The sequence below is a fragment of the Mycobacterium colombiense genome (assembly GCF_001672755.1).
Lineage (GTDB): Bacteria > Actinomycetota > Actinomycetes > Mycobacteriales > Mycobacteriaceae > Mycobacterium > Mycobacterium colombiense_C.
The window spans coordinates 18,150-40,389 of the sequence record NZ_LZKI01000168.1 but is presented as its reverse complement, the minus strand read 5'-3'; the positions used below and the strand labels follow the sequence as shown (position 1 = coordinate 40,389).

19 protein-coding genes are annotated in these 22,240 nt (G+C 68.1%); 9 read left to right on the top strand and 10 right to left on the bottom strand.

Features of this window, described 5'->3' with window-relative positions; genetic code table 11:
• From sucB to A5708_RS21880, 5 genes are all read left to right on the top strand, one after another.
• On the top strand, window positions 1-786 hold a 786-nt coding region (sucB, locus tag A5708_RS21900), incomplete at its 5' end, for a 2-oxoglutarate dehydrogenase, E2 component, dihydrolipoamide succinyltransferase (protein WP_065030628.1).
• A gap of 16 nt (window positions 787-802) precedes the next feature.
• Entirely contained in the window at window positions 803-1,726 is a 924-nt protein-coding gene (locus A5708_RS21895) for a TIGR01777 family oxidoreductase (protein WP_065030627.1), read from the top strand.
• A 58-nt stretch (window positions 1,727-1,784) separates the two neighbouring features.
• Window positions 1,785-2,483 (top strand): lipoyl(octanoyl) transferase LipB, encoded by a 699-nt coding sequence (gene lipB, locus A5708_RS21890; RefSeq protein ID WP_065030634.1) that lies wholly within the window; start codon window positions 1,785-1,787, stop codon window positions 2,481-2,483.
• Window positions 2,480-3,403, top strand: coding sequence for a lipoyl synthase (lipA, locus tag A5708_RS21885; protein WP_065030626.1), 924 nt, complete (start codon window positions 2,480-2,482; stop codon window positions 3,401-3,403). The genes lipB and lipA overlap by 4 nt, the downstream gene beginning before the upstream one ends.
• A gap of 57 nt (window positions 3,404-3,460) precedes the next feature.
• On the top strand, window positions 3,461-4,213 hold the full coding sequence (locus A5708_RS21880) for a DUF4191 domain-containing protein (protein ID WP_065030625.1): 753 nt from the start codon (window positions 3,461-3,463) through the stop codon (window positions 4,211-4,213).
• 32 nt (window positions 4,214-4,245) lie between these two features.
• Here the strand turns inward: A5708_RS21880 and A5708_RS21875 are convergent, their stop codons facing one another.
• Window positions 4,246-4,668 (bottom strand): RDD family protein, encoded by a 423-nt coding sequence (locus A5708_RS21875; RefSeq protein ID WP_065030624.1) that lies wholly within the window; start codon window positions 4,666-4,668, stop codon window positions 4,246-4,248.
• A gap of 244 nt (window positions 4,669-4,912) precedes the next feature.
• On the opposite strand from A5708_RS21875, the gene glnA (A5708_RS21870) reads away from it, so the two are divergent.
• Complete coding sequence (glnA, locus tag A5708_RS21870) at window positions 4,913-6,349, top strand: type I glutamate--ammonia ligase (RefSeq protein WP_065030623.1); 1,437 nt, start codon at window positions 4,913-4,915, stop codon at window positions 6,347-6,349.
• 1,261 nt (window positions 6,350-7,610) lie between these two features.
• On the opposite strand, the gene A5708_RS21865 is transcribed toward glnA (A5708_RS21870), so the two are convergent.
• The 8 genes from A5708_RS21865 to A5708_RS21830 all read right to left on the bottom strand — a co-directional run bounded on the left by A5708_RS21865 (window position 7,611) and on the right by A5708_RS21830 (window position 18,882).
• Entirely contained in the window at window positions 7,611-8,024 is a 414-nt protein-coding gene (locus tag A5708_RS21865; RefSeq protein ID WP_231117984.1) for a hypothetical protein, read from the bottom strand.
• A 184-nt stretch (window positions 8,025-8,208) separates the two neighbouring features.
• On the bottom strand, window positions 8,209-9,069 hold the full coding sequence (locus A5708_RS21860; protein WP_065030621.1) for a TIGR03619 family F420-dependent LLM class oxidoreductase: 861 nt from the start codon (window positions 9,067-9,069) through the stop codon (window positions 8,209-8,211).
• On the bottom strand, window positions 9,066-9,710 hold the full coding sequence (locus A5708_RS21855) for a PaaI family thioesterase (protein WP_065030620.1): 645 nt from the start codon (window positions 9,708-9,710) through the stop codon (window positions 9,066-9,068). The genes A5708_RS21860 and A5708_RS21855 overlap by 4 nt, the downstream gene beginning before the upstream one ends.
• Window positions 9,707-12,691 (bottom strand): bifunctional [glutamine synthetase] adenylyltransferase/[glutamine synthetase]-adenylyl-L-tyrosine phosphorylase, encoded by a 2,985-nt coding sequence (locus A5708_RS21850; protein WP_065030619.1) that lies wholly within the window; start codon window positions 12,689-12,691, stop codon window positions 9,707-9,709. Before A5708_RS21850 ends, A5708_RS21855 begins: the two co-directional genes overlap by 4 nt.
• 50 nt (window positions 12,692-12,741) lie before the next feature.
• A complete protein-coding gene (glnA, locus tag A5708_RS21845; RefSeq protein ID WP_065030618.1) occupies window positions 12,742-14,082 on the bottom strand; it encodes a type I glutamate--ammonia ligase in 1,341 nt (446 codons plus the stop codon).
• Between the two features lie 81 nt (window positions 14,083-14,163).
• Window positions 14,164-15,732, bottom strand: coding sequence for an alpha/beta hydrolase (locus tag A5708_RS21840; protein WP_155766127.1), 1,569 nt, complete (start codon window positions 15,730-15,732; stop codon window positions 14,164-14,166).
• Window positions 15,733-15,875: 143 nt separating this feature from the next.
• On the bottom strand, window positions 15,876-17,432 hold the full coding sequence (locus A5708_RS21835; RefSeq protein ID WP_065030616.1) for an alpha/beta hydrolase: 1,557 nt from the start codon (window positions 17,430-17,432) through the stop codon (window positions 15,876-15,878).
• A 58-nt stretch (window positions 17,433-17,490) separates the two neighbouring features.
• On the bottom strand, window positions 17,491-18,882 hold the full coding sequence (locus A5708_RS21830; protein ID WP_065030615.1) for a WS/DGAT/MGAT family O-acyltransferase: 1,392 nt from the start codon (window positions 18,880-18,882) through the stop codon (window positions 17,491-17,493).
• A 151-nt stretch (window positions 18,883-19,033) separates the two neighbouring features.
• Here A5708_RS21830 and panB point away from each other — a divergent pair, with 151 nt between their 5' ends.
• Both panB and A5708_RS21820 read left to right on the top strand, forming a co-directional pair.
• Window positions 19,034-19,882, top strand: coding sequence for a 3-methyl-2-oxobutanoate hydroxymethyltransferase (gene panB, locus A5708_RS21825; RefSeq protein WP_065030633.1), 849 nt, complete (start codon window positions 19,034-19,036; stop codon window positions 19,880-19,882).
• 212 nt (window positions 19,883-20,094) lie between these two features.
• The gene (locus A5708_RS21820; protein ID WP_081293046.1) at window positions 20,095-21,282 is read left to right on the top strand and encodes a 1,4-beta-xylanase; all 1,188 of its coding nucleotides are present in this window, start codon (window positions 20,095-20,097) and stop codon (window positions 21,280-21,282) included.
• Between the two features lie 10 nt (window positions 21,283-21,292).
• Here A5708_RS21820 and A5708_RS21815 read toward each other — a convergent pair whose 3' ends face one another.
• Window positions 21,293-21,673 carry a heme-binding protein gene (locus A5708_RS21815; protein ID WP_231117983.1) on the bottom strand — a complete coding sequence of 127 codons (381 nt, stop codon included), beginning with the start codon at window positions 21,671-21,673 and terminating at the stop codon, window positions 21,293-21,295.
• A 183-nt stretch (window positions 21,674-21,856) separates the two neighbouring features.
• On the opposite strand from A5708_RS21815, the gene A5708_RS21810 reads away from it, so the two are divergent.
• On the top strand, window positions 21,857-22,102 hold the full coding sequence (locus tag A5708_RS21810) for a hypothetical protein (protein ID WP_065030614.1): 246 nt from the start codon (window positions 21,857-21,859) through the stop codon (window positions 22,100-22,102).
• The last annotated feature ends 138 nt before the right edge of the window (window positions 22,103-22,240 follow it).

Here is a 22,240-nt window from a genome sequence, read left to right as displayed (position 1 = left end):
GCCCCCGCAGCCGCCGCCCCCAAGGCCGCCGCGGCGCCCACCCCGGCTCCCGCGCTGGCGCACCTGCGGGGCACCACCCAGAAGGCCAGCCGGATCCGCCAGATCACCGCGAACAAGACCCGCGAATCCCTGCAGGCCACAGCCCAACTCACCCAGACCCACGAGGTCGACATGACCAGGCTGGTCGGTTTGCGGGCCAGGGCCAAGGCGGCGTTCGCCGAACGCGAGGGGGTGAACCTGACCTTCCTGCCGTTCATCGCCCGCGCGGTGATCGACGCGCTGAAGATCCACCCCAACATCAACGCGAGCTACAACGAGGACACCAAGGAGATCACCTACTACGACGCCGAGCACCTCGGCTTCGCGGTCGACACCGAACAGGGCCTGCTCTCCCCCGTCGTGCACAACGCGGGCGACCTGTCCCTGGCCGGGCTGGCCAGGGCGATCGCCGACATCGCCGCACGCGCCCGGTCGGGCAACCTGAAACCCGACGAACTGTCCGGCGGCACATTCACGATCACCAACATCGGCAGCCAGGGTGCGCTGTTCGACACCCCGATCCTGGTTCCGCCGCAGGCCGCCATGCTGGGCACCGGCGCGATCGTCAAGCGGCCGCGGGTCGTGGTCGACGACGGCGGCAACGAATCGATCGGCGTCCGGTCGATCTGCTATCTGCCGCTGACCTATGACCACCGGCTGATCGACGGCGCGGACGCCGGTCGCTTCCTGACCACCATCAAGCACCGGCTGGAAGAGGGAGCCTTCGAGGCCGACCTCGGCCTGTGAAGAAGGACATGCGAACGTGGCTCGGGCTGGTCAGAATTCCGTCGTCGCGATTGCGGGTTCGTCCGGACTGATCGGCTCCGCGCTGGCCGCGGCCCTGCGCGCCGCCGATCACCGGGTGTTGCGCATCGTCCGCCGGGCCCCGGCGAACGCCGATGAGCTTCACTGGAATCCCGAGACCGGCGATCTCGATCCGGACACGCTCGTCGACGTCGACGCCGTCGTCAACCTGTGCGGCGTCAACATCGGCAAGCGGCGGTGGTCGGGCGCCTTCAAGCAGAGCCTGCGGGACAGCCGCATCGCCCCCACCGAGGTGCTGGCACACGCCGTCGCCAACGCGGGGGTGGCGACCCTGGTCAACGCCAGCGCGGTGGGCTTCTACGGCAACACCAAGGACCGCGTAGTCGACGAAAACGACCGCGCGGGAACGGGTTTCCTGGCCCGGCTGTGCGAAGACTGGGAGGCCGCCACGCTGCCCGCCCAGTACGCGGGCGCCCGGGTGGTGCTGGCCCGCACCGGGCTGGTGTTCTCCCCCGCCGGCGGCGCGCTGGGCCGGTTGCGGCCGTTGTTCCGCACCGGCCTCGGCGCCCGGCTGGGCGGCGGGCGGCAATACATGTCGTGGATCACGCTGGAAGACGAAGTGCGCGCGCTGTTGTTCGCGATTTTCGACCCCGAGCTGTCCGGCCCGGTGAACATGACCGGGCCCGCGCCGGTCACCAACGCCGAATTCACCACGGCCTTCGGGCGGGCGGTCAACCGCCCGACCCCGTTGATGGTGCCCGGTTTCGCCATCCGGGCCGCGCTGGGCGAGTTCGCCGAGGAGGGCCTGCTGATGGGGCAGCGCGCCATCCCGTCCTCGCTCGAGCGCGCCGGTTTCGTCTTCCACCACAACACCATTGGCGAGGCACTCGCCTACGCGAACGCCCGGCGCGACCACGACTAGTTGTGATCGCATCGCCCGGGCTGTGCCCGGCCGGCCCGGGCCGAGTACCGTCGCGGACGTGATCGATTCCATCCGGTCCAGCCAGGCCTTGATCGACGTCCGCCAGCTCGGCATCGTCGACTACCGCGTGGCCTGGCAGCAGCAACGCGATCTGGCCGACGCCCGGGTGGCCGGTGGCAGCGACACGCTGCTGCTGCTGCAGCACCCCGCGGTCTACACGGCCGGCCGGCGCACCGAGCCGCACGAGCGGCCGGTGGACGGAACGCCCGTCGTCAACACCGACCGCGGCGGCAAGATCACCTGGCACGGTCCCGGACAGTTGGTCGGGTATCCGATCATCGGCCTGGCCGAACCGCTCGACGTGGTCAACTACGTGCGGCGCCTGGAAGAGGCGCTGATCAAGGTCTGCGCCGATCTCGGCGTGGACGCGGTCCGGGTGCCGGGCCGGTCCGGGGTGTGGGTGCCCGGCGACGAGGGCCGGCCCGACCGCAAGGTCGCCGCGATCGGCGTCCGGGTGTCGCGGGCGACCACCCTGCACGGGTTCGCCCTCAACTGCGACTGCGATCTGGACGCTTTCAACGCGATCGTGCCGTGCGGCATCAGCGACGCAGGGGTGACCTCGCTGTCGGCCGAACTGCGCCGCCCGGTGTCGGTCGAGGACGTCCAGACTTCGGTCGGCGACGCCGTCTGCGACGCCCTGGACGGGGTGCTGCCGGTCCGTGAACACCCCGCCGCCCGCGTAGGGTCGGCGATGTGACCGTCGCACCGGAAGGACGCAAGCTGCTGCGCCTGGAAGTGCGCAACGCCGAGACCCCGATCGAGCGCAAACCGCCGTGGATCAGGGTGCGGGCCCGGATGGGCCCGGAGTACACCCAGCTCAAGAGCCTGGTCCGGCGCGAGGGGCTGCACACGGTCTGCGAGGAGGCCGGCTGCCCCAACATCTTCGAATGCTGGGAGGACCGCGAGGCCACCTTCCTGATCGGCGGCGACCAGTGCACCCGCCGCTGCGACTTCTGCCAGATCGACACCGGGAAGCCCGCCGAACTGGATCGCGACGAGCCCCGCCGGGTCGCCGACAGCGTGCGCACGATGGGACTGCGCTACGCCACGGTCACCGGGGTGGCCCGCGACGACCTGCCCGACGGCGGTGCCTGGCTGTACGCCGAGACGGTGCGGGCCATCAAGGAACTCAACCCGTCGACCGGCGTCGAACTGTTGATCCCCGACTTCAACGGCGAGCCCACCCGGCTGGCCGAGGTGTTCGAGTCGCGCCCGGAAGTGTTGGCGCACAACGTCGAAACCGTGCCGCGCATCTTCAAGCGGATCCGGCCCGCCTTCACCTACCAGCGCAGCCTGGACGTGCTGACCGCGGCGCGCGACTTCGGGCTGGTCACCAAGAGCAACCTCATCCTCGGCATGGGCGAGACGCCCGACGAGGTGCGCACGGCGCTGGCCGACCTGCACGACGCCGGCTGCGACATCATCACCATCACCCAGTACCTGCGCCCGTCAGCGCGTCACCACCCCGTCGAGCGCTGGGTGAAGCCGGAGGAATTCGTCGAGTTCGCGCAGCACGCCGAACAGCTGGGTTTCGCCGGGGTGCTGGCCGGACCGCTGGTGCGCTCGTCCTATCGCGCGGGACGGCTCTACGAGCAGGCCGCCCGCAGCCGCGCCTGACGACCCGGCGGCACGGTGGCGGCGTCTGCCCGTCGCGGCCCTACGTATTCTTTGACTATGGCTAAACCCCGCACCGCCGCTGAGAACAAGGCCGCCCGAGCGCAGGCGCAGGCCGCCCGCAAGGCCGCCTCGCGGGAGCGGCGCGCCCAGTTGTGGCAGGCGTTCAACATTCAGCGTCAGGAGGACAAGCGCCTCCTGCCGTACATGATCGGTGCCTTCGTGCTGATCGTGGGCATCTCGGTGGGGGTCGGCATCTGGGCCGGCGGGCTGACGATGATCACCCTGATCCCGCTCGGGGTGGTGCTGGGCGGGCTGGTCGCCTTCATCGTGTTCGGCCGCCGCGCCCAGAAGTCGGTTTACCGCAAGGCCGAAGGCCAAACCGGCGCCGCCGCATGGGCTTTGGACAACCTGCGCGGCAAGTGGCGGGTGACCCCTGGGGTGGCCGCGACCGGCCACTTCGACGCCGTGCACCGGGTGATCGGCCGGCCCGGCGTCATCCTGGTCGGCGAGGGGGCGGCGACCCGGGTCCGACCGCTGCTGGCGCAGGAGAAGAAGCGCACCGCACGGCTGATCGGGGACGTGCCGATCTACGACATCATCGTCGGCAACGGCGAGGACGAGGTGTCGCTGGCCAAGCTGGAGCGCCACCTGACCAAGCTGCCGGCCAACATCACCGTCAAGCAGATGGACACCCTGGAGTCGCGGCTGGCCGCGCTGGGGTCACGGGCCGGGGCCGCCGTCATGCCTAAGGGGCCGCTGCCCAACTCCGGCAAGATGCGCGGTGTGCAGCGCACCGTGCGCCGCAAGTAGCGCAGGGCTTCAGCGGCCTGGCCGCCGTCGATTCAGCGTCGCACCACGGCCGTCGCGGTCAGCCGGTCCTGCATCCCGCGGCCGTCGAAGTCGGTGAACAACGCCGGAACCACCGCCCCGACCAGCACGCCGCGCACCACCGCCCGGCCCAGCCCGACCGACCCGCGGCCGTCCACCGTCACCACCTGCAGGCGTAGTGCCAGCTGGCCGGGCGTGAACCCGAACAATCGCAAAAACACCACACCCAGCACGAACCAGATCACCAGGACCGCGGTGGCCAGCGCCGGCGGCGACAACCAGCCGAAGCGCATGGCCAGCGCGGCCAGGCCGTACGAGATCAGCCAGTCGATCATCAGCGCGCCCAGCCGGCGCCCCATCGGCGCCAGCGATCCCGGCCCGCTTTGCGGAAATCCGAGCTTCTCCCCGGGGTGTGCGGATCGTGATTCCGCCATCATCGGCGCGGACCGGGGTCCGAATAAACGGCCGGAATGGCGTGGTAAGGAGGGCGGACCGTGCGCCCGGCCACCGGAAAAGATACGATCTTGCGATCCATGGCCCCACAATAGAACCCGCCGCCGACGCGGCCACTTTTAGCGTGTGGCATGGTCACGTAACGTGCGCGCAACATCGGGTTGACTGACGGGCAACATCTGCTCCATAGCGTCAGGCCGCGGATCTCACCAAGTAAAGGAGCATTCTGTGACGGAAACGACGCCCGACGACGTCTTCAAACTCGCCAAGGACGAAAACGTCGAATTTGTCGACGTCCGGTTCTGTGACCTGCCCGGCATCATGCAGCACTTCACAATCCCGATTTCATTTTTCGACGAGAGCGTTTTTGAGGACGGCTTAGCCTTCGACGGCTCGTCGATTCGCGGATTCCAGTCCATTCACGAATCCGACATGCTGCTCCTCCCCGATCCCGCGACGGCGCAGATCGACCTGTTCCGCGAAGCCAAGACGCTGAACCTCAACTTCTTCGTGCACGACCCGTTCACCCTCGAGCCGTACTCGCGCGACCCGCGCAACATCGCCCGCAAGGCCGAGAACTACCTGATCAGCACCGGCGTGGCCGACACCGCCTACTTCGGCGCCGAGGCGGAGTTCTACATCTTCGACTCGGTCAGCTTCGATTCGCGCACCAACGGCTCGTTCTACGAGATCGACGCGATCGCGGGCTGGTGGAACACCGGCTCGCCGAACGAGCTCGACGGCAGCCCGAACCGCGGCTACAAGGTGCGGCCCAAGGGCGGCTACTTCCCCGTCGCCCCCGTCGACCACTACGTCGACCTGCGCGACAAGATGCTGTCCAACCTGATCACGGCCGGCTTCAGCCTGGAGAAGGGCCACCACGAGGTGGGCACCGGCGGCCAGGCCGAGATCAACTACAAGTTCAACACGCTGCTGCACGCGGCCGACGACATGATGCTGTACAAGTACATCGTCAAGAACACGGCCTGGCAGAACGGCAAGACCGTCACGTTCATGCCCAAGCCGCTGTTCGGTGACAACGGCTCCGGCATGCACTGCCACCAGTCGCTGTGGAAGGACGGCAGCCCGCTGATGTACGACGAGACCGGTTACGCCGGCCTGTCGGACACCGCCCGGCACTACATCGGCGGCCTGCTGCACCATGCGCCGTCGCTGCTGGCGTTCACCAACCCCACGGTGAACTCCTACAAGCGCCTGGTGCCGGGCTATGAGGCGCCGATCAACCTGGTCTACAGCCAGCGCAACCGGTCGGCGTGTGTCCGTATCCCGATCACCGGCACCAACCCGAAGGCCAAGCGGCTCGAGTTCCGTTGCCCCGACTCGTCGGGCAACCCGTACCTGGCGTTCTCGGCCATGCTGATGGCCGGCCTGGACGGCATCAAGAACAAGATCGAGCCGCAGGCGCCGGTCGACAAGGACCTCTACGAGCTCCCGCCGGAGGAGGCCGCCAACATCCCGCAGGCGCCCACACAGCTGTCCGCGGTGATCGACCGGCTCGAAGAAGACCACGAATACCTCACCGAGGGCGGCGTTTTCACGCCGGACCTCATCGAGACGTGGATCAACTTCAAGCGTGAAAACGAGATCCTGCCGGTCCAGATCCGGCCGCACCCCTACGAATTCGCGCTGTACTACGACGTTTAAGTCGGTTGAACGAAACCACCCGCGTGGCAAGCCGCCGCGCGGGTGGTTTCGTCTTCGGCATCGGCCATGCTGAAACGCGCCTGATCGTTCGTCTGAATTCGCGACGCACTCAACGGCATCTCGAGATTTCAACTCGGCGCATTGGTGAAATAGCAGGGCCACGAAGGTTTTTGGTGTTCTGAACCGAGCCGCGACCAGCGTTGAGCACGCCGAGACATGTGTCCAAGCTCGACGACGATAGGAACGCCGAATTCTTCTACCGGTTAAGGCGTTACAGGCTGGTCCGGCGCGCCCGGCACGTTAGGTGCGGCCGGCACATTAGGTGCCGCCGGCACATTGGGCGCGGCCGGCACATTGGGCGCGGCCGGCACATTGGGCGCGGCCGGCGCGGCAGGCGCGGCCGGAACGGCAGGCGCGGCCGGAACGCCATTTTGCGTATCCGAAACGCCGGGGGTGTCCGGAACGCCGGGCGCGGCTGGCGCGGCCGGAACGGGCGGCGGTGCGGGTACCGGCGGCGGAGACGGCGGATCTGCAATTGCCGTTCCGATACCAAGTCCGACGGCGGCTAAGCCTAATCCGCCGACGAGGGTTGCTTTTGCCGTGAATTGTTTGAGGTTCATAACCACATCTCCTCGTCCCGTTGACGTCGCATGTTTTGCTTGGCCAACTCGGGATCCACCAAAAGTACCACTGCCCGCCGTGTCTGTAACCACACCGACCTGTGGCGATGAAATCTCAGCAAGCGACCCCGCCGGACACGCCGGTGGTTACGGCAATACTTCGCCCACGAAAACCGCGTCCTCACATGTGGGATTGAAAATCCTTTGGTGAAAAAAACCGGGAGCCCTCGACCGCGCGTAACACCCTCCCTGACGAAATATAGCCGCCCCCAACACAATCGAGAACAAACGATGGGTTGGGACATGGATACACCCGGTACAGCCACGAGTGCACATGCGACGACTCGCAACGCCGCCGAGCGTGACTACCAGCGCATCACTACCAGCGTCCACGCGGGCTTCCGTTCGACCCGCCTGACCGTCCGAATCTGAATGCGGTTGACTGCGCGCCGAACTCGACGCTGCCGCGAGCGCCGCCGACGACCAGCGCACAGTGTCCACCGATTAGTCGAGTCGGAATGAAACCAAACGATATGGCCGAACGGGGTAATTCGCGATGTAGCACGACGTCTGAGTCGGCTGACGAAACCACCCGCGTGGGGGTTGCCACGCGGGTGGTTCGCATTTTGCCGCCTCGGCTGTTATCCGCGGCGTGCGCAGTCCTTGTCGGTGGGTGCTGACGGCCACGCGCAGGCGTCGATGTCCGTCGCGCTGCCGAAGCCCCCTCCGGTGAAGACCCCGAAAGCGTTGCCATTTCTGGCGGTATACGTCACCCCGCCGCCGCCCGCCCCGTTGCCTGCGCTGTCGACGATCAGCGTCCAGTTCATGCTCAACAGCGCGGCCTTGTAGGCGCTCATCACGTCGGCCGGAGTCCCGTTGACGAAGAAGTGCGAACGGATGCCGCCGTCATGAATGGGATCGGGGCCGTCGGTTCTGTTCGTGGTCGCCGGCGTCGGGATCAGCGATCGCAGATAAGCGACGGCGGCGGCGCTCGCGGCCTGCGACACGATGGTCGTGACCGTGTTGGTGTGGTTCCCACCCGTGGTCGTCGCCATTCCCGTATACGGTGAACCACCGCACGCCGCCGTCACCACTCCGACGGCCACAGCGGCAACGCAAACAGTGGGGCGCATCTGGGCTCCGTTCGGGCAAGGATTCCCGAAATGTAGGCGATGGCGAGTCGCACCAGCGTGCCTACGCCCTCGGTTAGGTGCCGGGACACCTGGAATTAGGTGTCCGCTAGCCGTCGAGCGCGAGGTCCTTGCGGAAGCGCTGCATGCCGTCGATCTTGTCGTCCAGGCTGGCATCGGGCCCCGCGTAGAACATCCACGGCATGGTGATGATGCCGGTGATGCCGGCGTCCTCGACGCGTTGGTAGTCCGCGGTGGTGAACGCGTCGGTCAGCGGCGTCAGGATGGTGAAATCGTGCATGGTCAAACCGTTTTCGGCGCGCATCTCCCGCAGCCGGCCGACCGCCTCGATGGCCCGCTCGGACTTGATAAGGTCGCCGATCCAGCCGTCGTTGCGGGCGGCGCGGCGCAGCGCGATATCGCTGAGCCCTCCGACATACACCGGTATCGGTGGCGGAGTGGGTTGCATCTCCAGCCGCGGCGCTTGGTAGAACTGGCCGTCGAACTCGGTCCAGCCCGGCGACCACAGCGCCCGCATCAAGTCGATGATTTCGTCGGTACGCTTGCCGCGGGCCTCGAATTGCTCGCCCATCAGCGCGAATTCCTCGCGGCACCATCCCACGCCGATGCCCAGCTCCACCCGGCCGGACGCCAGAACCGCCGCGGTGCCAATGGCTTTGGCCGCCGAATACGGGTTGCGCATGGCGGGGATGTAGACGGTGTTGACGAACCGCAACCGCGTGGTGACCTGAGCCAGCGCACCGACGAGCACCCAGGGATCGGGCCAGTCGGTGAAGGGCTGCCAGCGCCGTTCCCCGTCTTTGGTGTACGGGTACGGGGTGTCCAGGGTCTCCAGGTTGACGACGTGGTCGGGGATGCCGATGCCGTCGTAGCCGAGCTCGTCGGCCGCCTTGGCGAGCTCGATGATCTCGCGGGTGTTCAGGAAGGCGCTGCTGATGTAGAACTTCACTGCGCCTCCTGCGCCCAGGCCGGCTCGATGAAGACGCCGTCGGCCTCGACGGTGACGCCGGCGGCATCCGAAATGGTGCCGCGCGCAAACACTTTGCGGCCCTCCTTGCCGTCAACCCACGCCTCGCAGCGAAGCGGTCCCAGCGGGGTGCCGCGCAGGTACTTCACGGTGATGGTGCCGGTGAAGCGCGCCTTGGACAGCCCCTCGCTGGCCGCCTCGCCGAGCATGTGGTCGAGCACCAGGGCGCTGACGCCGCCGTGCACCAGCTTGGGCGGGCCCTCGTAGGCCGAGCCGAGGGTGAACTCGCTCCAGCAGCGCCCGTCGCCCTCGTGGTGCACGACGATCGGCGGGGCGATGGGGTTGCACACGCCGATCGCGGCGTTGCCCAGCGGCAGCGGGCGGCCGTTGACGCGGTAGCTCACCCCGAGCGGGCGGGTGCGTTGCCGCAACGACGCGGTGACGGCCTCGATCGCCCGCCTGGCCTCGGCGACGACGTCGTCGTCGGCCTCGGTCCGGATGGTGGCGTCGACGAGCTCGCGGACCGCATCGGCCAGCGGAGCGTACAGCGCGGTCACACGATCGGCCTCCGCCGCGCTGAGCACCTCGAATACGGCGTCCAACGCGCCGGCCTCCTGACTCAACTTCCAAACACCTTGCGCACCACCGCTTTTGCTCGTCGCGTCACCCGAAGATAGTTGTCCAGGAATTCCCCGCCCTCATCGGTAGGCCAGCCCGCGGCCACCGCGACCGCGTTGAGCTGACGCCCGGGCCCGGGCAGCTGGTCGGTGGGCTTGCCGCGGACCAGCACCAGCGCGTTGCGCGCCCGGGTGGCGGTCAGCCAGGCCTGCCGCAGCAGCTCCACCTCGTCGGCGGGCACCAGGTCGGCCGCCGCGATCGCGTCCAGGCACTGCAGCGTCGAGGTGTTGTGCAGCGCGGGAATCTCGTGCGCGTGCCGCAGTTGCAGCAGTTGCACGGTCCATTCGACGTCGGCCAGTCCCCCACGGCCCAGCTTGGTGTGCGTGTTGGGGTCAGCGCCGCGCGGCAACCGCTCGGAATCGACGCGGGCCTTGATCCGCCTGATCTCCTGCATCGCCTCGGCGGACACCCCGTGGGCCGGATACCGCGTCTTGTCGGCCATCAGCAGGAACCGCTGCCCCAGCTCCGTGTCGCCGGCGACCGAGTGCGCGCGCAGCAGCGCCTGGATCTCCCACGGCTGCGCCCACTGCTCGTAATAGGCGGCATAGGACGCGAGCGTGCGCACCAGCGGACCGTTGCGGCCCTCGGGCCGCAGATTGGCGTCGACCTCCAGCGGCGGGTCGACGCTCGGCGTCCCCAGCAGCGCCCGAATCTGTTCGGCGACACCCGTCGCCCAGCGCACCGCCGCGGAATCCTCGACGCCGGCGGCGGGTTCGCAGACGAACATCACGTCGGCGTCGGACCCGTAGCCCAGCTCGGCGCCGCCCAGCCGGCCCATCCCGATGACCGCGATCGCGGCCGGCGCCTTGCCGTCCTCGGGCATGTTGGCCCGGATCATCGCGTCCAGCGCGGCCTGCAGCACCGCCACCCACACCGAGGTCAGCGCCCCGCACACGTCGGTGACCTCGAGCATGCCGAGCAGGTCGGCGGACGCGATGCGGGCCAGCTCGCGCCGCCGCAGCGTGCGCGCCCCGGCGATCGCGCGCACCGGGTCGGAGTAGCGGCTGGCCGAGGCGACCAGCGCGCGGGCCACCGAGGCGGGGTCGGTGTCGAGCAGTCTGGGGCCCGACGGCCCGTCGCCGTAGTCCTGAATCACCCGCGGCGCGCGCATCAGCAGGTCCGGCACGTACGCCGAGGTGCCCAGCACGTGCATCAGCCGGCGGGCCACGGCCGGCTTGTCGCGCAGCGTGGCCAGGTACCAGCTTTCCCCGGACAGCGCCTCGGACAGCCGCCGGTAGGCCAGCAGCCCGCCGTCGGGGTCGGGCGTGTACGACATCCAGTTCAGCAGCCTGGGCAGCAGCACCGACTGAACCCGGCCGCGCCGGCCGCTCAGATTGACCAGGGCCGACATGTGTTTCAGCGCCGACTGCGGACCCTCGTAGCCCAGCGCCGCCAGCTGGCGCTCGGCGGCTTCGGAGGTCATGCCGCGGGCGATCTCCAGCCCCGGCGGGCCGATCGACTCCAGCAGCGGCTGATAGAAGAGCTTGGCGTGCAGCTGGGAGACCCGCAGGTTCTGATGCCGTAACTCCTCGCGCAACACCCCGGCCGCGTCGTGGCGCCCGTCCGGCCGGATGTGGGCGGCCCGCGCCAGCCAACGCACCGCCTCCTCGTCGTCGGCCTCGGGCAGCAGGTGGGTGCGTTTGAGCCGCTGCAGCTGCAACCGGTGCTCGAGTAGCCGGAGGAACTCGTAGGAGGCGGTCAGGTTGGCCGCGTCCTCGCGGCCGACGTAGCCGCCCTGGCCCAGCGCGGCCAGCGCGTCGACCGTCGACGCCACGTGCAGCGAATCGTCGCCGCGGCCGTGCACCAGCTGCAGGAGCTGCACGGCGAATTCCACGTCGCGCAGTCCGCCGCTGCCGAGCTTGATCTCCCGGCCGCGTACCTCGGCGGGCACCAGCTGCTCGACCCGCCGGCGCATCGCCTGCACCTCGACCACGAAATCCTCACGCTCACAGGCGACCCAGACCATCGGCATCAGCGCGTCCAGGTAGCGCCGCCCGAGCTCCGCGTCGCCCACCGCCGCACGGGCTTTCAGCAGCGCCTGGAACTCCCAGGTCTTTGCCCAGCGCTGGTAGTAGGCGATATGCGACTCGACGGTACGGACCAGTTCACCGCTGCGCCCCTCCGGCCGCAGCCCCGCATCGACCTGGAAGAAGGCCTCGGAGGCCAGCCGCATCATCTCGCCGGCCACGCGGGTGGTGACCGGGTCGGCCTGCTCGCCGACGAAGATGACGTCGACGTCGCTGACGTAGTTCAGTTCGCGGGCACCGCATTTGCCCATCGCGATGACCGCCAGCCGCGGCGGCGTCCGGTCGCCGCACACGCTGTTCTCGGCCACCCGCAGCGCGGCGGCCAGGGCGGCGTCCGCCAGGTCCGACAGGTGGGCCGCGACCACGGTGAACGGAACCACCGGTTCGTCCTCGACGGTCGCGGCGAGATCCAGCGCGGCCAGCACCAGCAGCCGGTCGCGATACAGGGTGCGAAGGCGCACCATCGCCGAACCCGGCTCCGCCAGCGCTTCGTCGACGCATTCGGTGAACATGTCGCACAGCCGGTCGTGGGTGGGCAGTGTGACGTTGCCGCGCAAGAGTTTCCAGGACTCCGGCTGAGCGATCAGATGATCGCCCAGCGCCAGCGACGAGCCGAGCACGCCGAACAGCCGGCCGCGCAGCGGACGTTCGACCAGCAGGGCGGCGTTGAGCTGATCCCATCCGGCGTCGGGGTTCTCCGACAGCCGGACCAGCGCGAGCAGGGCGGCGTCGGGATCCGCCGCGCGCGACAGCGACCAGAGCAGGTCGACGTGGGCCTGGTCGTCGTGGTCGTACCAACCCAGCTGCGCCATACGTTCGGCCGCTTGCGGATCGACCAACCCGAGCCGGCCGACGCTGGGCAGCCTGGGGCGCTGCGTCGCGGGTTTGGTCACGCCCACGACCGTAGCGCAAGCCGCAGGCGTTCAGCCTGATCGGCGCTCGATCCGGGTCAGAGCGACAGGTAGGTGCTCAGCTCGTACGGGGTGACGTGGCTGCGGTAGTTGGCCCACTCCGTGCGCTTATTGCGCAGGAAGAAGTCAAAGACGTGCTCCCCCAAGGTTTCCGCGACCAGCTCGGAGGACTCCATGGCGCGCAGCGCGCTGTCCAGGCTGGTCGGCAGCTCGCGGTAGCCCATCGCGATGCGTTCCTCGGCGGTCAGGTCCCACACGTTGTCCTCGGCCTGCGGCCCCAGCACGTAGCCCTTCTCCACCCCGCGCAGTCCGGCGGCCAGCAGCACCGCGAAGGCCAGGTACGGGTTGCACGCCGAGTCGGGGCTGCGGACCTCGACGCGTCGCGACGACGTCTTGTGCGGCGTGTACATGGGCACCCGCACCAGGGCGGACCGGTTGGCCGCACCCCACGACGCGGCGGTGGGCGCCTCGCCGCCGCCGACCAGTCGCTTGTAGGAGTTGACCCATTGGTTCGTGACGGCGCTGATCTCCGAGGCGTGCTCGAGGATCCCGGCGATGAAGGACTTGCCCACGTCGGAGAGCTGCAGCGGGTCGTCGGGGCTGTGGAACGCGTTGACGTCACCCTCGAACAGGCTCATGTGGGTGTGCATGGCGGAGCCGGGGTGCTGGCCGAACGGCTTGGGCATGAAGGTCGCGCGGGCGCCGTTCTCGATCGCGACCTCTTTGATGACGTAGCGGAACGTCATCACGTTGTCGGCCATCGACAGCGCATCGGCGAAGCGCAGGTCGATCTCCTGCTGGCCGGGCGCGCCCTCGTGGTGGCTGAACTCCACCGAGATGCCCATGAATTCCAGGGATTCGATCGCGTGGCGGCGGAAGTTGGAGGCCGAGTCGTGGACGGCCTGGTCGAAGTAGCCGGCGTTGTCGACGGGAACCGGCGGCGTGCCGTCGTCGGGACCGGGCTTGAGCAGGAAGAATTCGATCTCGGGGTGCACGTAGCAGGAGAAGCCCAAATCGTTGGCCTTCTGCAGCTGGCGGCGCAGCACGTGCCGCGGGTCCGCCCACGACGGCGATCCGTCCGGCATGGTGATGTCGCAGAACATCCGCGCCGAGTGGTGGTGGCCGTTGGGCGAGGCCCACGGCAGCACCTGGAAGGTGGACGGGTCGGGGTTGGCCACCGTGTCGGATTCCGACACCCGCGAGAAGCCCTCGATCGAGGAGCCGTCGAAGCCGATGCCCTCCTCGAAGGCGCCCTCGAGCTCGGCGGGGGCGATGGCGACCGACTTCAGGAAACCGAGCACATCGGTGAACCACAGCCGAACGAAGCGGATGTCTCGTTCCTCGAGGGTGCGGAGAACGAATTCCTTCTGTCGATCCATAACTCGAACAGTATGCAACTGCTGTTAATTCTGTGTTACCGATGCCCGCTCAGAACCATTGCGAAGCGCGCCGGGCGCAGGTCAGGACTGGCAGCGGTAGGCGGCCGGCGGCGGCGTGCCGGCGACGAGATAGCGGACGACGGCGTTGTCGACGCATTGGTGGCCGTTGAACACCGCGGTGTGCTGGGTCCCGTCGTAGGTGATCAGCGGGCCGCCCAGCTGGCGGGCCAGGTTCACGCCGGCCTGATACGGCGTGGCCGGATCGTGCGTGGTGGACACGACGACGACCTTGCCCGCGGCCATGGGCGGCGCGGCGTGCGGCGCCGACGTCGCCGGCACCGGCCACAGCGCGCACAAATCGCGGGGAGCGTTTCCGGTGAACTGCCCGTAGCTGAGGAACGGCGCGGCCTGGCGGATGCGCTGATCGGCGCTCGCCCAGCTGGCCTGGTCGGTCGGATTCGGCGCGTCGACGCAGCGGATCGCGTTGAACGCATCCTGGTCGTTGGCGTAGTGCCCGTTCTTGTCGCGTCCGTCGTAGTCGTCGGCGAGCAGCAGCAGGTCGCCGGCGTCGGTGCCGCGCGCCAGGCCGAGCAGGCCGCTGGTCAGGTATTTCCAGTGTGCCGGTGTGTAGAGCGCATTGATGGTGCCGGTGGTCGCGTCGGCGTAGCCCAGGCCGCGCGGGTCCGCGGTGCGGGCCGGCTTGGTCGCCAGCGGGTTGACCAGCGCGTGGTACCGGTTGACGAATTGCGTCGGGTCGGTGCCCAGCGGGCAGCCCGCCGAGCGGGCACAGTCGGTGGCGTAGTCGTTGAAAGCGGTTTGGAATCCCGCCATTTGGTTGACGTTCTCGTCGATCGGCCCGACGGTCGGGTCGATGGCACCGTCGAGCACCATCGTGCGCACGTGGTTGCCGAACTTCTCCAGGTAGGCGGTGCCCAGCTCGGTGCCGTAGCTGTAGCCCAGGTAATTGATCTGGTCCTCGCCCAGCGCCTGGCGGACGGCATCCATGTCGCGGGCTACCGAGGCGGTGCCGGTGTTGGCCAAAAACGCCGTTCCCATCCGGCTGACGCACTGCTGGGCCAGCTGCCGGTAGAGCTGCTCGATATGCGCCACCCCGCCGGGGCTGTAGTCGACCATCGGTTCACGCCGGTATGCGTCGAACTCGGCGTCGGTGCGGCAGCGCAGCGCAGGTGTCGAGTGACCGACTCCCCTGGGATCGAACCCGACCAGATCGAAGTTGCGCCGGACCGGAGAGTCCTCCAGGTTCGAGGCCATCGCGGCCACCATGTCGACCGCCGAACCGCCGGGACCGCCGGGATTGACCAGAAGCGATCCGACCCGTTGGCCCGTCGCGGGTATCCGGATCACCGCCAGCTTGGCCTGCCCGCCGCCGGGGTTGTTGTAGTCGATCGGCACCGACACGGTGGTGCACTGTGCGGTGGGGACTTCGCTTGTGTCATCGACGAATTGGCCGCAACTGCCCCAACCCTGCGGCACCGCGGCCGACGGCGGATTCGGGCCCGGCGTCTGCCCGGCGCCGGGTTCCGGCGTGGCGACGGCCGCGGGCGGCGCGATGACGCAGGGACCACCGAGCAGCAACCCGAATGAAAACAGCGCCGAGCTCAAGGATCTCAGGCGCGACATGGCTGTCATCGTTGCAGCCCCGGGTACCCGTGACAGCGCGAAACGGTTACGCCTTGGTCTCGGCTGCCGCCTTCGCCGAGCGTGCAACCAATGCGAGAAATCGACGAAAGTTTCGCCGTGAGTGCACGTTCGGCGTCAGCGTCAGCGGGCCGCTAGCATTTGGCGCCGTCGGGCGGGATGGACCCGCTGACCAGATACGCCGTGATGTAGTTGTCGATGCAGCCGTCGCCCTGGAAGACCACGGTGTGCTGGGTGCCGTCGTAGGTGAGCAGCGAGCTGCGCAACTCGTTGGCCAGATCGACGCCGGCCTTATACGGCGTGGCCGGATCGTGGGTCGTCGACACCACCACCGTGGGCGCCAGGCCGGGTGCGGAAATGGTGTGCGGCTTGCTCGTCGGCGGCACCGGCCAGAACGCGCAGGTGCCCAGCGGCGCGTTGCCGGTGAACTGTCCGTAGCTCATGAACGGCGCGACCTCGCGGGAACGGCGGTCTTCGTCAACCACCTTGGCGCGGTCCGTGATCGGCGGCTGGTCCACGCAGTTGACCGCCACCCGCGCGTCGGTGGCGTTGCTGTAGTGACCGTGCGAGTCGCGTCGCATGTACATGTCGGCCAGGGCGAGCAGGGTGTCGCCGTGGTGGTCGACGAGTTCGGACAGGCCGTCGGTCAGGTGATGCCACAGGTTCGGCGAGTAGAGCGCCATGATGGTGCCGATGATCGCGTCGGAGTAGCCCAGTCCGCGTGGGTCGTTCGTCGGGACGGGACGTCCGACCATGGGGTTGTTCGGGTCGACCATCGGGTCGACCAGGCTGTGGTAGACGTCCACCGCCTTGGCCGGATCGGTGCCCAGCGGGCAGGTCGGCTGCTTGGCGCAGTCGGCGGCGTAGTCGTTGAACGCGTCCTGGAATCCCTTGGCCTGACGAAGGTCGGCTTCGATCTGATCGGCGTTGGGGTCGACGGCGCCGTCGAGGATCATCGCCCGCACGTTGTGCGGGAAGGCTTCGGCGTACGCCGAGCCGATCCGGGTGCCATAGGAGTAGCCGAGGTACGTCAGCTTCTCGTCCCCTAGCGCGGCGCGGATGGCGTCGAGATCCCGTGCGACGTTGACGGTCCCGACGTTGGCCAGGAAGTCCTTACCCATCTTGTCGATGCAGCGGCCGACGAACTGCTTGGTCTCGTCTTCCATGTGGGCCACGCCCGCCGGGCTGTAGTCGACGTTGGGCTCCGTGCGCAGCCGATCGTTGTCGGCGTCGGAGTTGCACCAGACCGCCGGGCGCGACGCCCCGACCCCGCGGGGGTCGAAGCCGACGAGGTCGAATCGTTCGCGCACCTTTTTGGGCAACGACTGGACGACGCCGAGCGCGGCCTCGATACCGGACTCCCCCGGCCCGCCGGGGTTGATCACCAGCGAGCCGATCTTGTCTCCGGTCGCGGGGAAACGAATCATGGCCAGCGTCGCCACGTCGCCGTCGAGGTGGGCGTAGTCGACCGGCACGGCCAGTTTGCCGCACAGTGCGCCGGCCGGGAGTTTGACCTTCGGGTTCGCGGCCCGGCACGGCGTCCACTCCACCGCCTGGCCCAGCTTCGGCCCGGACATGACGGCGCGTCCGACCACGACCCGGACGCAGCCCGCCAGAAGCAGCGCGACGGCAGCCATCGACGTCCAGATCAGCAGCGTGCGCGCGATCTTGGCGCGACGAGACAGGGCCATGCCAACCTATGCTGCCAGAGGAAACCTGAGATCGGCGATTAGCGGCACCGCCGCCCGCTTACCGCGCGAGCGCGAGCAGCTCCTCCATCCCCACCGCGAACTCGTCGGCCATCTCCCATAAGTCCGGCAGCAGATCCGGGCAGGCGACGAGCCCGATGTCGAGTTTGCCGCGCAGCGACATCGCGGTGATGTTGAGTCCCGAGCCGTGAAATATCGGCCCCAACGGATACATCGATTTGACCTCGCAGCCCAGCATGTACAGCGGAACCTGCGGTCCTGGCACGTTGGAGACCACCAAATTGTGCACGGGCATGCTGTCGGTGAATCGGGTTCTGGAGTAGATCCGCATCGCGATGCCGAAAACCGCCGGGGCGGCGAATTGCGACCAATCCTGCAGCAGTGACGCACCGATGGCTGAACTATGTTCTTTGGCAACCGAATTCGCCTGGGCGATGGCTTTCAGGCGTTCCACCGGATCGGTGATCTGGGTGTGCAAACTGGAAAACATCGCCGATACCTGGTTGCGGCCGGGCCGGTCGGATTTGCCGTGCACCGAAATGGGAACGGATGCCACCAGCGACGAATCCGGCAATTCGTTTCGGTCCGTCAGGTATTGGCGAAGCGCACCCGAAACCAATGCCATCACGACGTCGTTGACTTTGACGTCGAAATGGTTCTTCACCCCTTTGATGTCGTCGAGATCCAATTCGGCATAAGCGACGTTGCGGCGGCCACTGATCCTGGCGTTGAACGCGGTTCGCGGCGCCGCGAAAGGACGGGCCATGGCGAGGCCTTCGCGCGCCCGTCGCACGGTGGCGAGCACCGACGAGACGGTGTCGGGCACCACGTTGGCCAGGTGCAGCGGCCGGGCCGCGAAGCGAACCAGCCCGCCGGCCGCGATCTGCCACCCGTGGGCTCCGCCGACGCCCTCGGCCGGCTCCGGGGCGGGAGCGTCGGCTTCGGTCGCACACAACTGCGACATCAGGTTGGCACCGGTCACCCCGTCGACACCGGCGTGGTGCACCTTGGTCACCACCGCCACCCGCCCGTCGCGGTGGCAGTCCGTGCCGGCCACGCCTTCGATGACCCACATCTCCCAGAGCGGCCGCCCGCGGTCCAACGGCCGCTCGACGATGTGGCCGCAGATCTCGGAGAGCTCGGCCCGCCCTCCCGGCGCGGGCACCGCGATGCGGTGCAGGTGACGATCGATGTTGAACTTCTCGTCGTCCACCCAGACCGGGTGGTCGAGATTCAGCGGACTGTTCGCGAGCTTTTCGCGGAACGCCGGGATGGCCTTGATGCGTACCGCCAGGGCGTCGCGCAGCCGGTCGTAGCTGTAGCCGCCCGGTGCCGTCGACGTGTCCAGCTCGATGATCGAGCACACGTGCATCGGCTGTGACGAGGTCTCCAGGTACAGGAAGCTGGCGTCCAATCCACTCAGCCGCTGCATGCGCGCATGGTATGTCTCACACCGTCGCGGCGATGCAACTGCGCGGAAGAAATGGCAGAATCGAGTAGTCCGACGAACCCGGGGACCCGCTCAGAATTTTTCAAAAGACTGAGGGCCACGAGGATCGAACCGACCACCATTAGGGACAATGATGTCTGAGCACAACGTTTACGGTGCCAACTCGCCTGCGCAGCCCGAAAAGCCGCGGACCAAGATTCGCACCCACCACCTGCAGAAGATGAAGGCCGAAGGCCACAAGTGGGCCATGCTCACGGCCTACGACTACTCGACCGCCCGCATTTTCGACGAGGCCGGCATCCCGGTGCTGCTGGTCGGTGACTCGGCCGCCAACGTGGTGTACGGCTACGACACCACCGTGCCCGTCTCGATCGACGAGTTGATTCCGCTGGTGCGCGGCGTGGTGCGGGGTGCCCCGCACGCGCTGGTAGTCGCCGACCTGCCGTTCGGCAGCTACGAGTCCGGGCCGGCCGCCGCGCTGGCCGCCGCCACCCGGTTCATGAAGGAGGGCGGCGCGCACGCGGTCAAGCTCGAGGGCGGCGAGCGGGTGGCCGAGCAGATCACCTGCCTGACCGCCGCCGGCATCCCGGTGATGGCGCACATCGGGTTCACCCCGCAGAGCGTCAACGGCCTGGGCGGCTTCCGGGTGCAGGGCCGCGGTGACGCCGCCGAGCAGACGGTGCACGACGCGATCGCCGTCGCCGAGGCCGGCGCGTTCTCCGTCGTCATGGAGATGGTGCCGGCCGAACTGGCCACCCAGATCACCGGCAAGCTGACCATCCCGACCGTCGGCATCGGCGCCGGACCCAACTGCGACGGCCAGGTCCTGGTTTGGCAGGACATGGCCGGTATGAGCAGCGGCAAGGCCGCCCGCTTCGTCAAGCGGTTCGCCGACGTCGGCGGGGAATTGCGCCGGGCCGCAACGCAATATGCGCAAGAGGTGGCCGGCGGGGTCTTTCCCGCCGACGAGCACTGCTTCTGATCGGTCCGTAACGGAGCCGTCTCGATCGGTGGCGGTGTTTTGCGCTGGCACGTCGCCGGCCTGAGGTACGCGCCTGGTCGACGCCTTATCCCTGTCGTTGTGAAACCGCTGAAAAGCGTTGCGGTACAGGGATGTACGATGGCTCGCAGAGACAAACCGAACTCTGACGGGCAGGGGTGGACCACATCGACCGGGGGAATCGCGGTGCCTTCGTGCACCGTCGAACGGTGTTGGCTTTGTCGCTGTTAGCGGCGGGAGGCATGGCTTTGGCCCAGACACCACGCGCTTCGCCGCAACCACCCGACACCTCGCCCCAGGCAAGCCGGTGGTCGCCCGAACGGGCCAACCGCTGGTATCAGGCGCAAGGCTGGCCGGTCGGCGCGAACTACATCACCTCCAACGCCATCAATCAGCTGGAGATGTTCCAGCGCGAAACCTTCGACCCCCGGCGCATCGATACCGAGCTGGGCTGGGCGCGGACCAACGGGTTCAACGCGATACGGGTCTTCCTGCACGACCAGCTCTGGGCGCAGGACTACCGCGGATTTCAGGGCCGGCTCGCCCAGTTCGTCGACATCGCCGCGCGCCACGGCATCAAACCGCTGTTCGTCCTGTTCGATTCCTGCTGGGACCCGTTCCCTCAGGCGGGTCCGCAGCGCGCGCCGCGGCCGGGCATCCACAACTCCGGCTGGGTGCAGAGTCCGGGGGCGGCGCGCCTCGACGATCACGGCTACCTGCGCACCATGCGCGGCTACGTCACCGGGGTGCTGACGCAGTTCCGCAGTGACGACCGCATCCTGGGCTGGGACCTGTGGAACGAGCCGGACAACCCGGCCAACGCCTACGCCTCGGTCGAGCGCAGAGACAAGGTGGACCTGGTCGCCCAGCTGCTGCCCCAGGTGTTCGAGTGGGCGCGGCTGGTCGATCCGTGCCAGCCGCTGACCAGCGGCGTCTGGCACGGCGAGTGGGCCGACCCGGGACGCCGCAGCGTCATCAGCGGCATCCAGCTCGACAACTCCGACATCATCACGTTCCACAGTTACGCCGGCCCGGAGGAGTTCGAACGACGCATCGGCGAGCTCGTCCCGCTGGGCCGGCCCATCCTGTGCACCGAGTACATGGCGCGGCCGCTGGGCAGCACGGTGCAGTCCATCCTGCCGATCGCGAAGCGGGCCGGCGTCGGCGCATTCAATTGGGGATTTGTCGCCGGCAAAACGCAGACCTTTTTCCCGTGGGATTCCTGGGACCACCCGAACCCGGATCCCGCGATGCCGCAGGAGTGGTTTCACGACCTGCTGGCCCCCGACGGACGGCCATTCCGCGACACCGAGATCCAGACGATTCTGGAGCTGAGCGACCTGGCGATGCACCTGCAACAGCCGCCACCACCGGCCGGCTGACGGGGATCGGTCAGCGGCACCGATTCTGGAAGTCGGTCAACGGCTGGCGAATGCCCTCGAGGTCGGCGTGAGTCTGCGGGTTGGCGTCCATGTACTGCTTCAGCTGCGCACGCATGTCGTCGCGCGGCTGACCCTTCAAGCTGGTGAAGTACGCGTTGACGTCGGGGTGGGTGAACAAGTACGCCGACGTCGCCGCGGCCACGCCCGACGAGACCTGGGCAAGGTCGGCCGCAGTGCAATTCGGTTGCGACGAGGGCGCCGGCTCCGGATCGTCCATCGGCCAGTCCGCGGCGGCCGAACCCGCTGTCGCGAAAAGCATTGCCACACTGACCGCGCCGGCCGCCATTGCGCCGGCAACAACTCGGGCCGCCGGGCGAACAAAAGACACCATGGAAACGCTCCTTCGTCGGGCATCCGCAACCGCGGCCGTCATCCGTACCGAAACCTTAAGGCGTTTTCTCGCCGCGCATACGTTAATCACCGGCAAACAAATATGGAGCCATTCTCCGATCTCGGCCCGTCGGCCGGGCCGCGGCGGCAGAATGCTTTACGGGTGGCAGGAAGGAGACCGCAGATGATTCGGCGCCGCTGGTTTGCCGCAGTGCTGGTGTTCTCGGGCTTGGCCGCAACTCCCGCAATTGTGGTTGCCGCGCATTCCGCCAACCGGGCGGAGGCGACCGTGTGTGTGAGCGCGGGCCGGCGCGTCTCGGTCAGCGGGTGCTCCAACATCGCCGACAACATCGAACGCTACGTCCCGCCGCCGGCCGCTTATGCGCCGCTGCCCGAGGACGACGCGCCGCCTCCTCCCCCGCCGCCGTAAGCGCGGCCGCGACGGGCGTTTCACTCGCCGGCCGATCCGCGGCGGCCTCGTCGCTTCGGTGTGGCAGGCTATGGGTGCTCATTTCCCATCCGATCTGTTCACGGCCGCGGTGACGCGCCCAACGCGCCCTCAATGGAG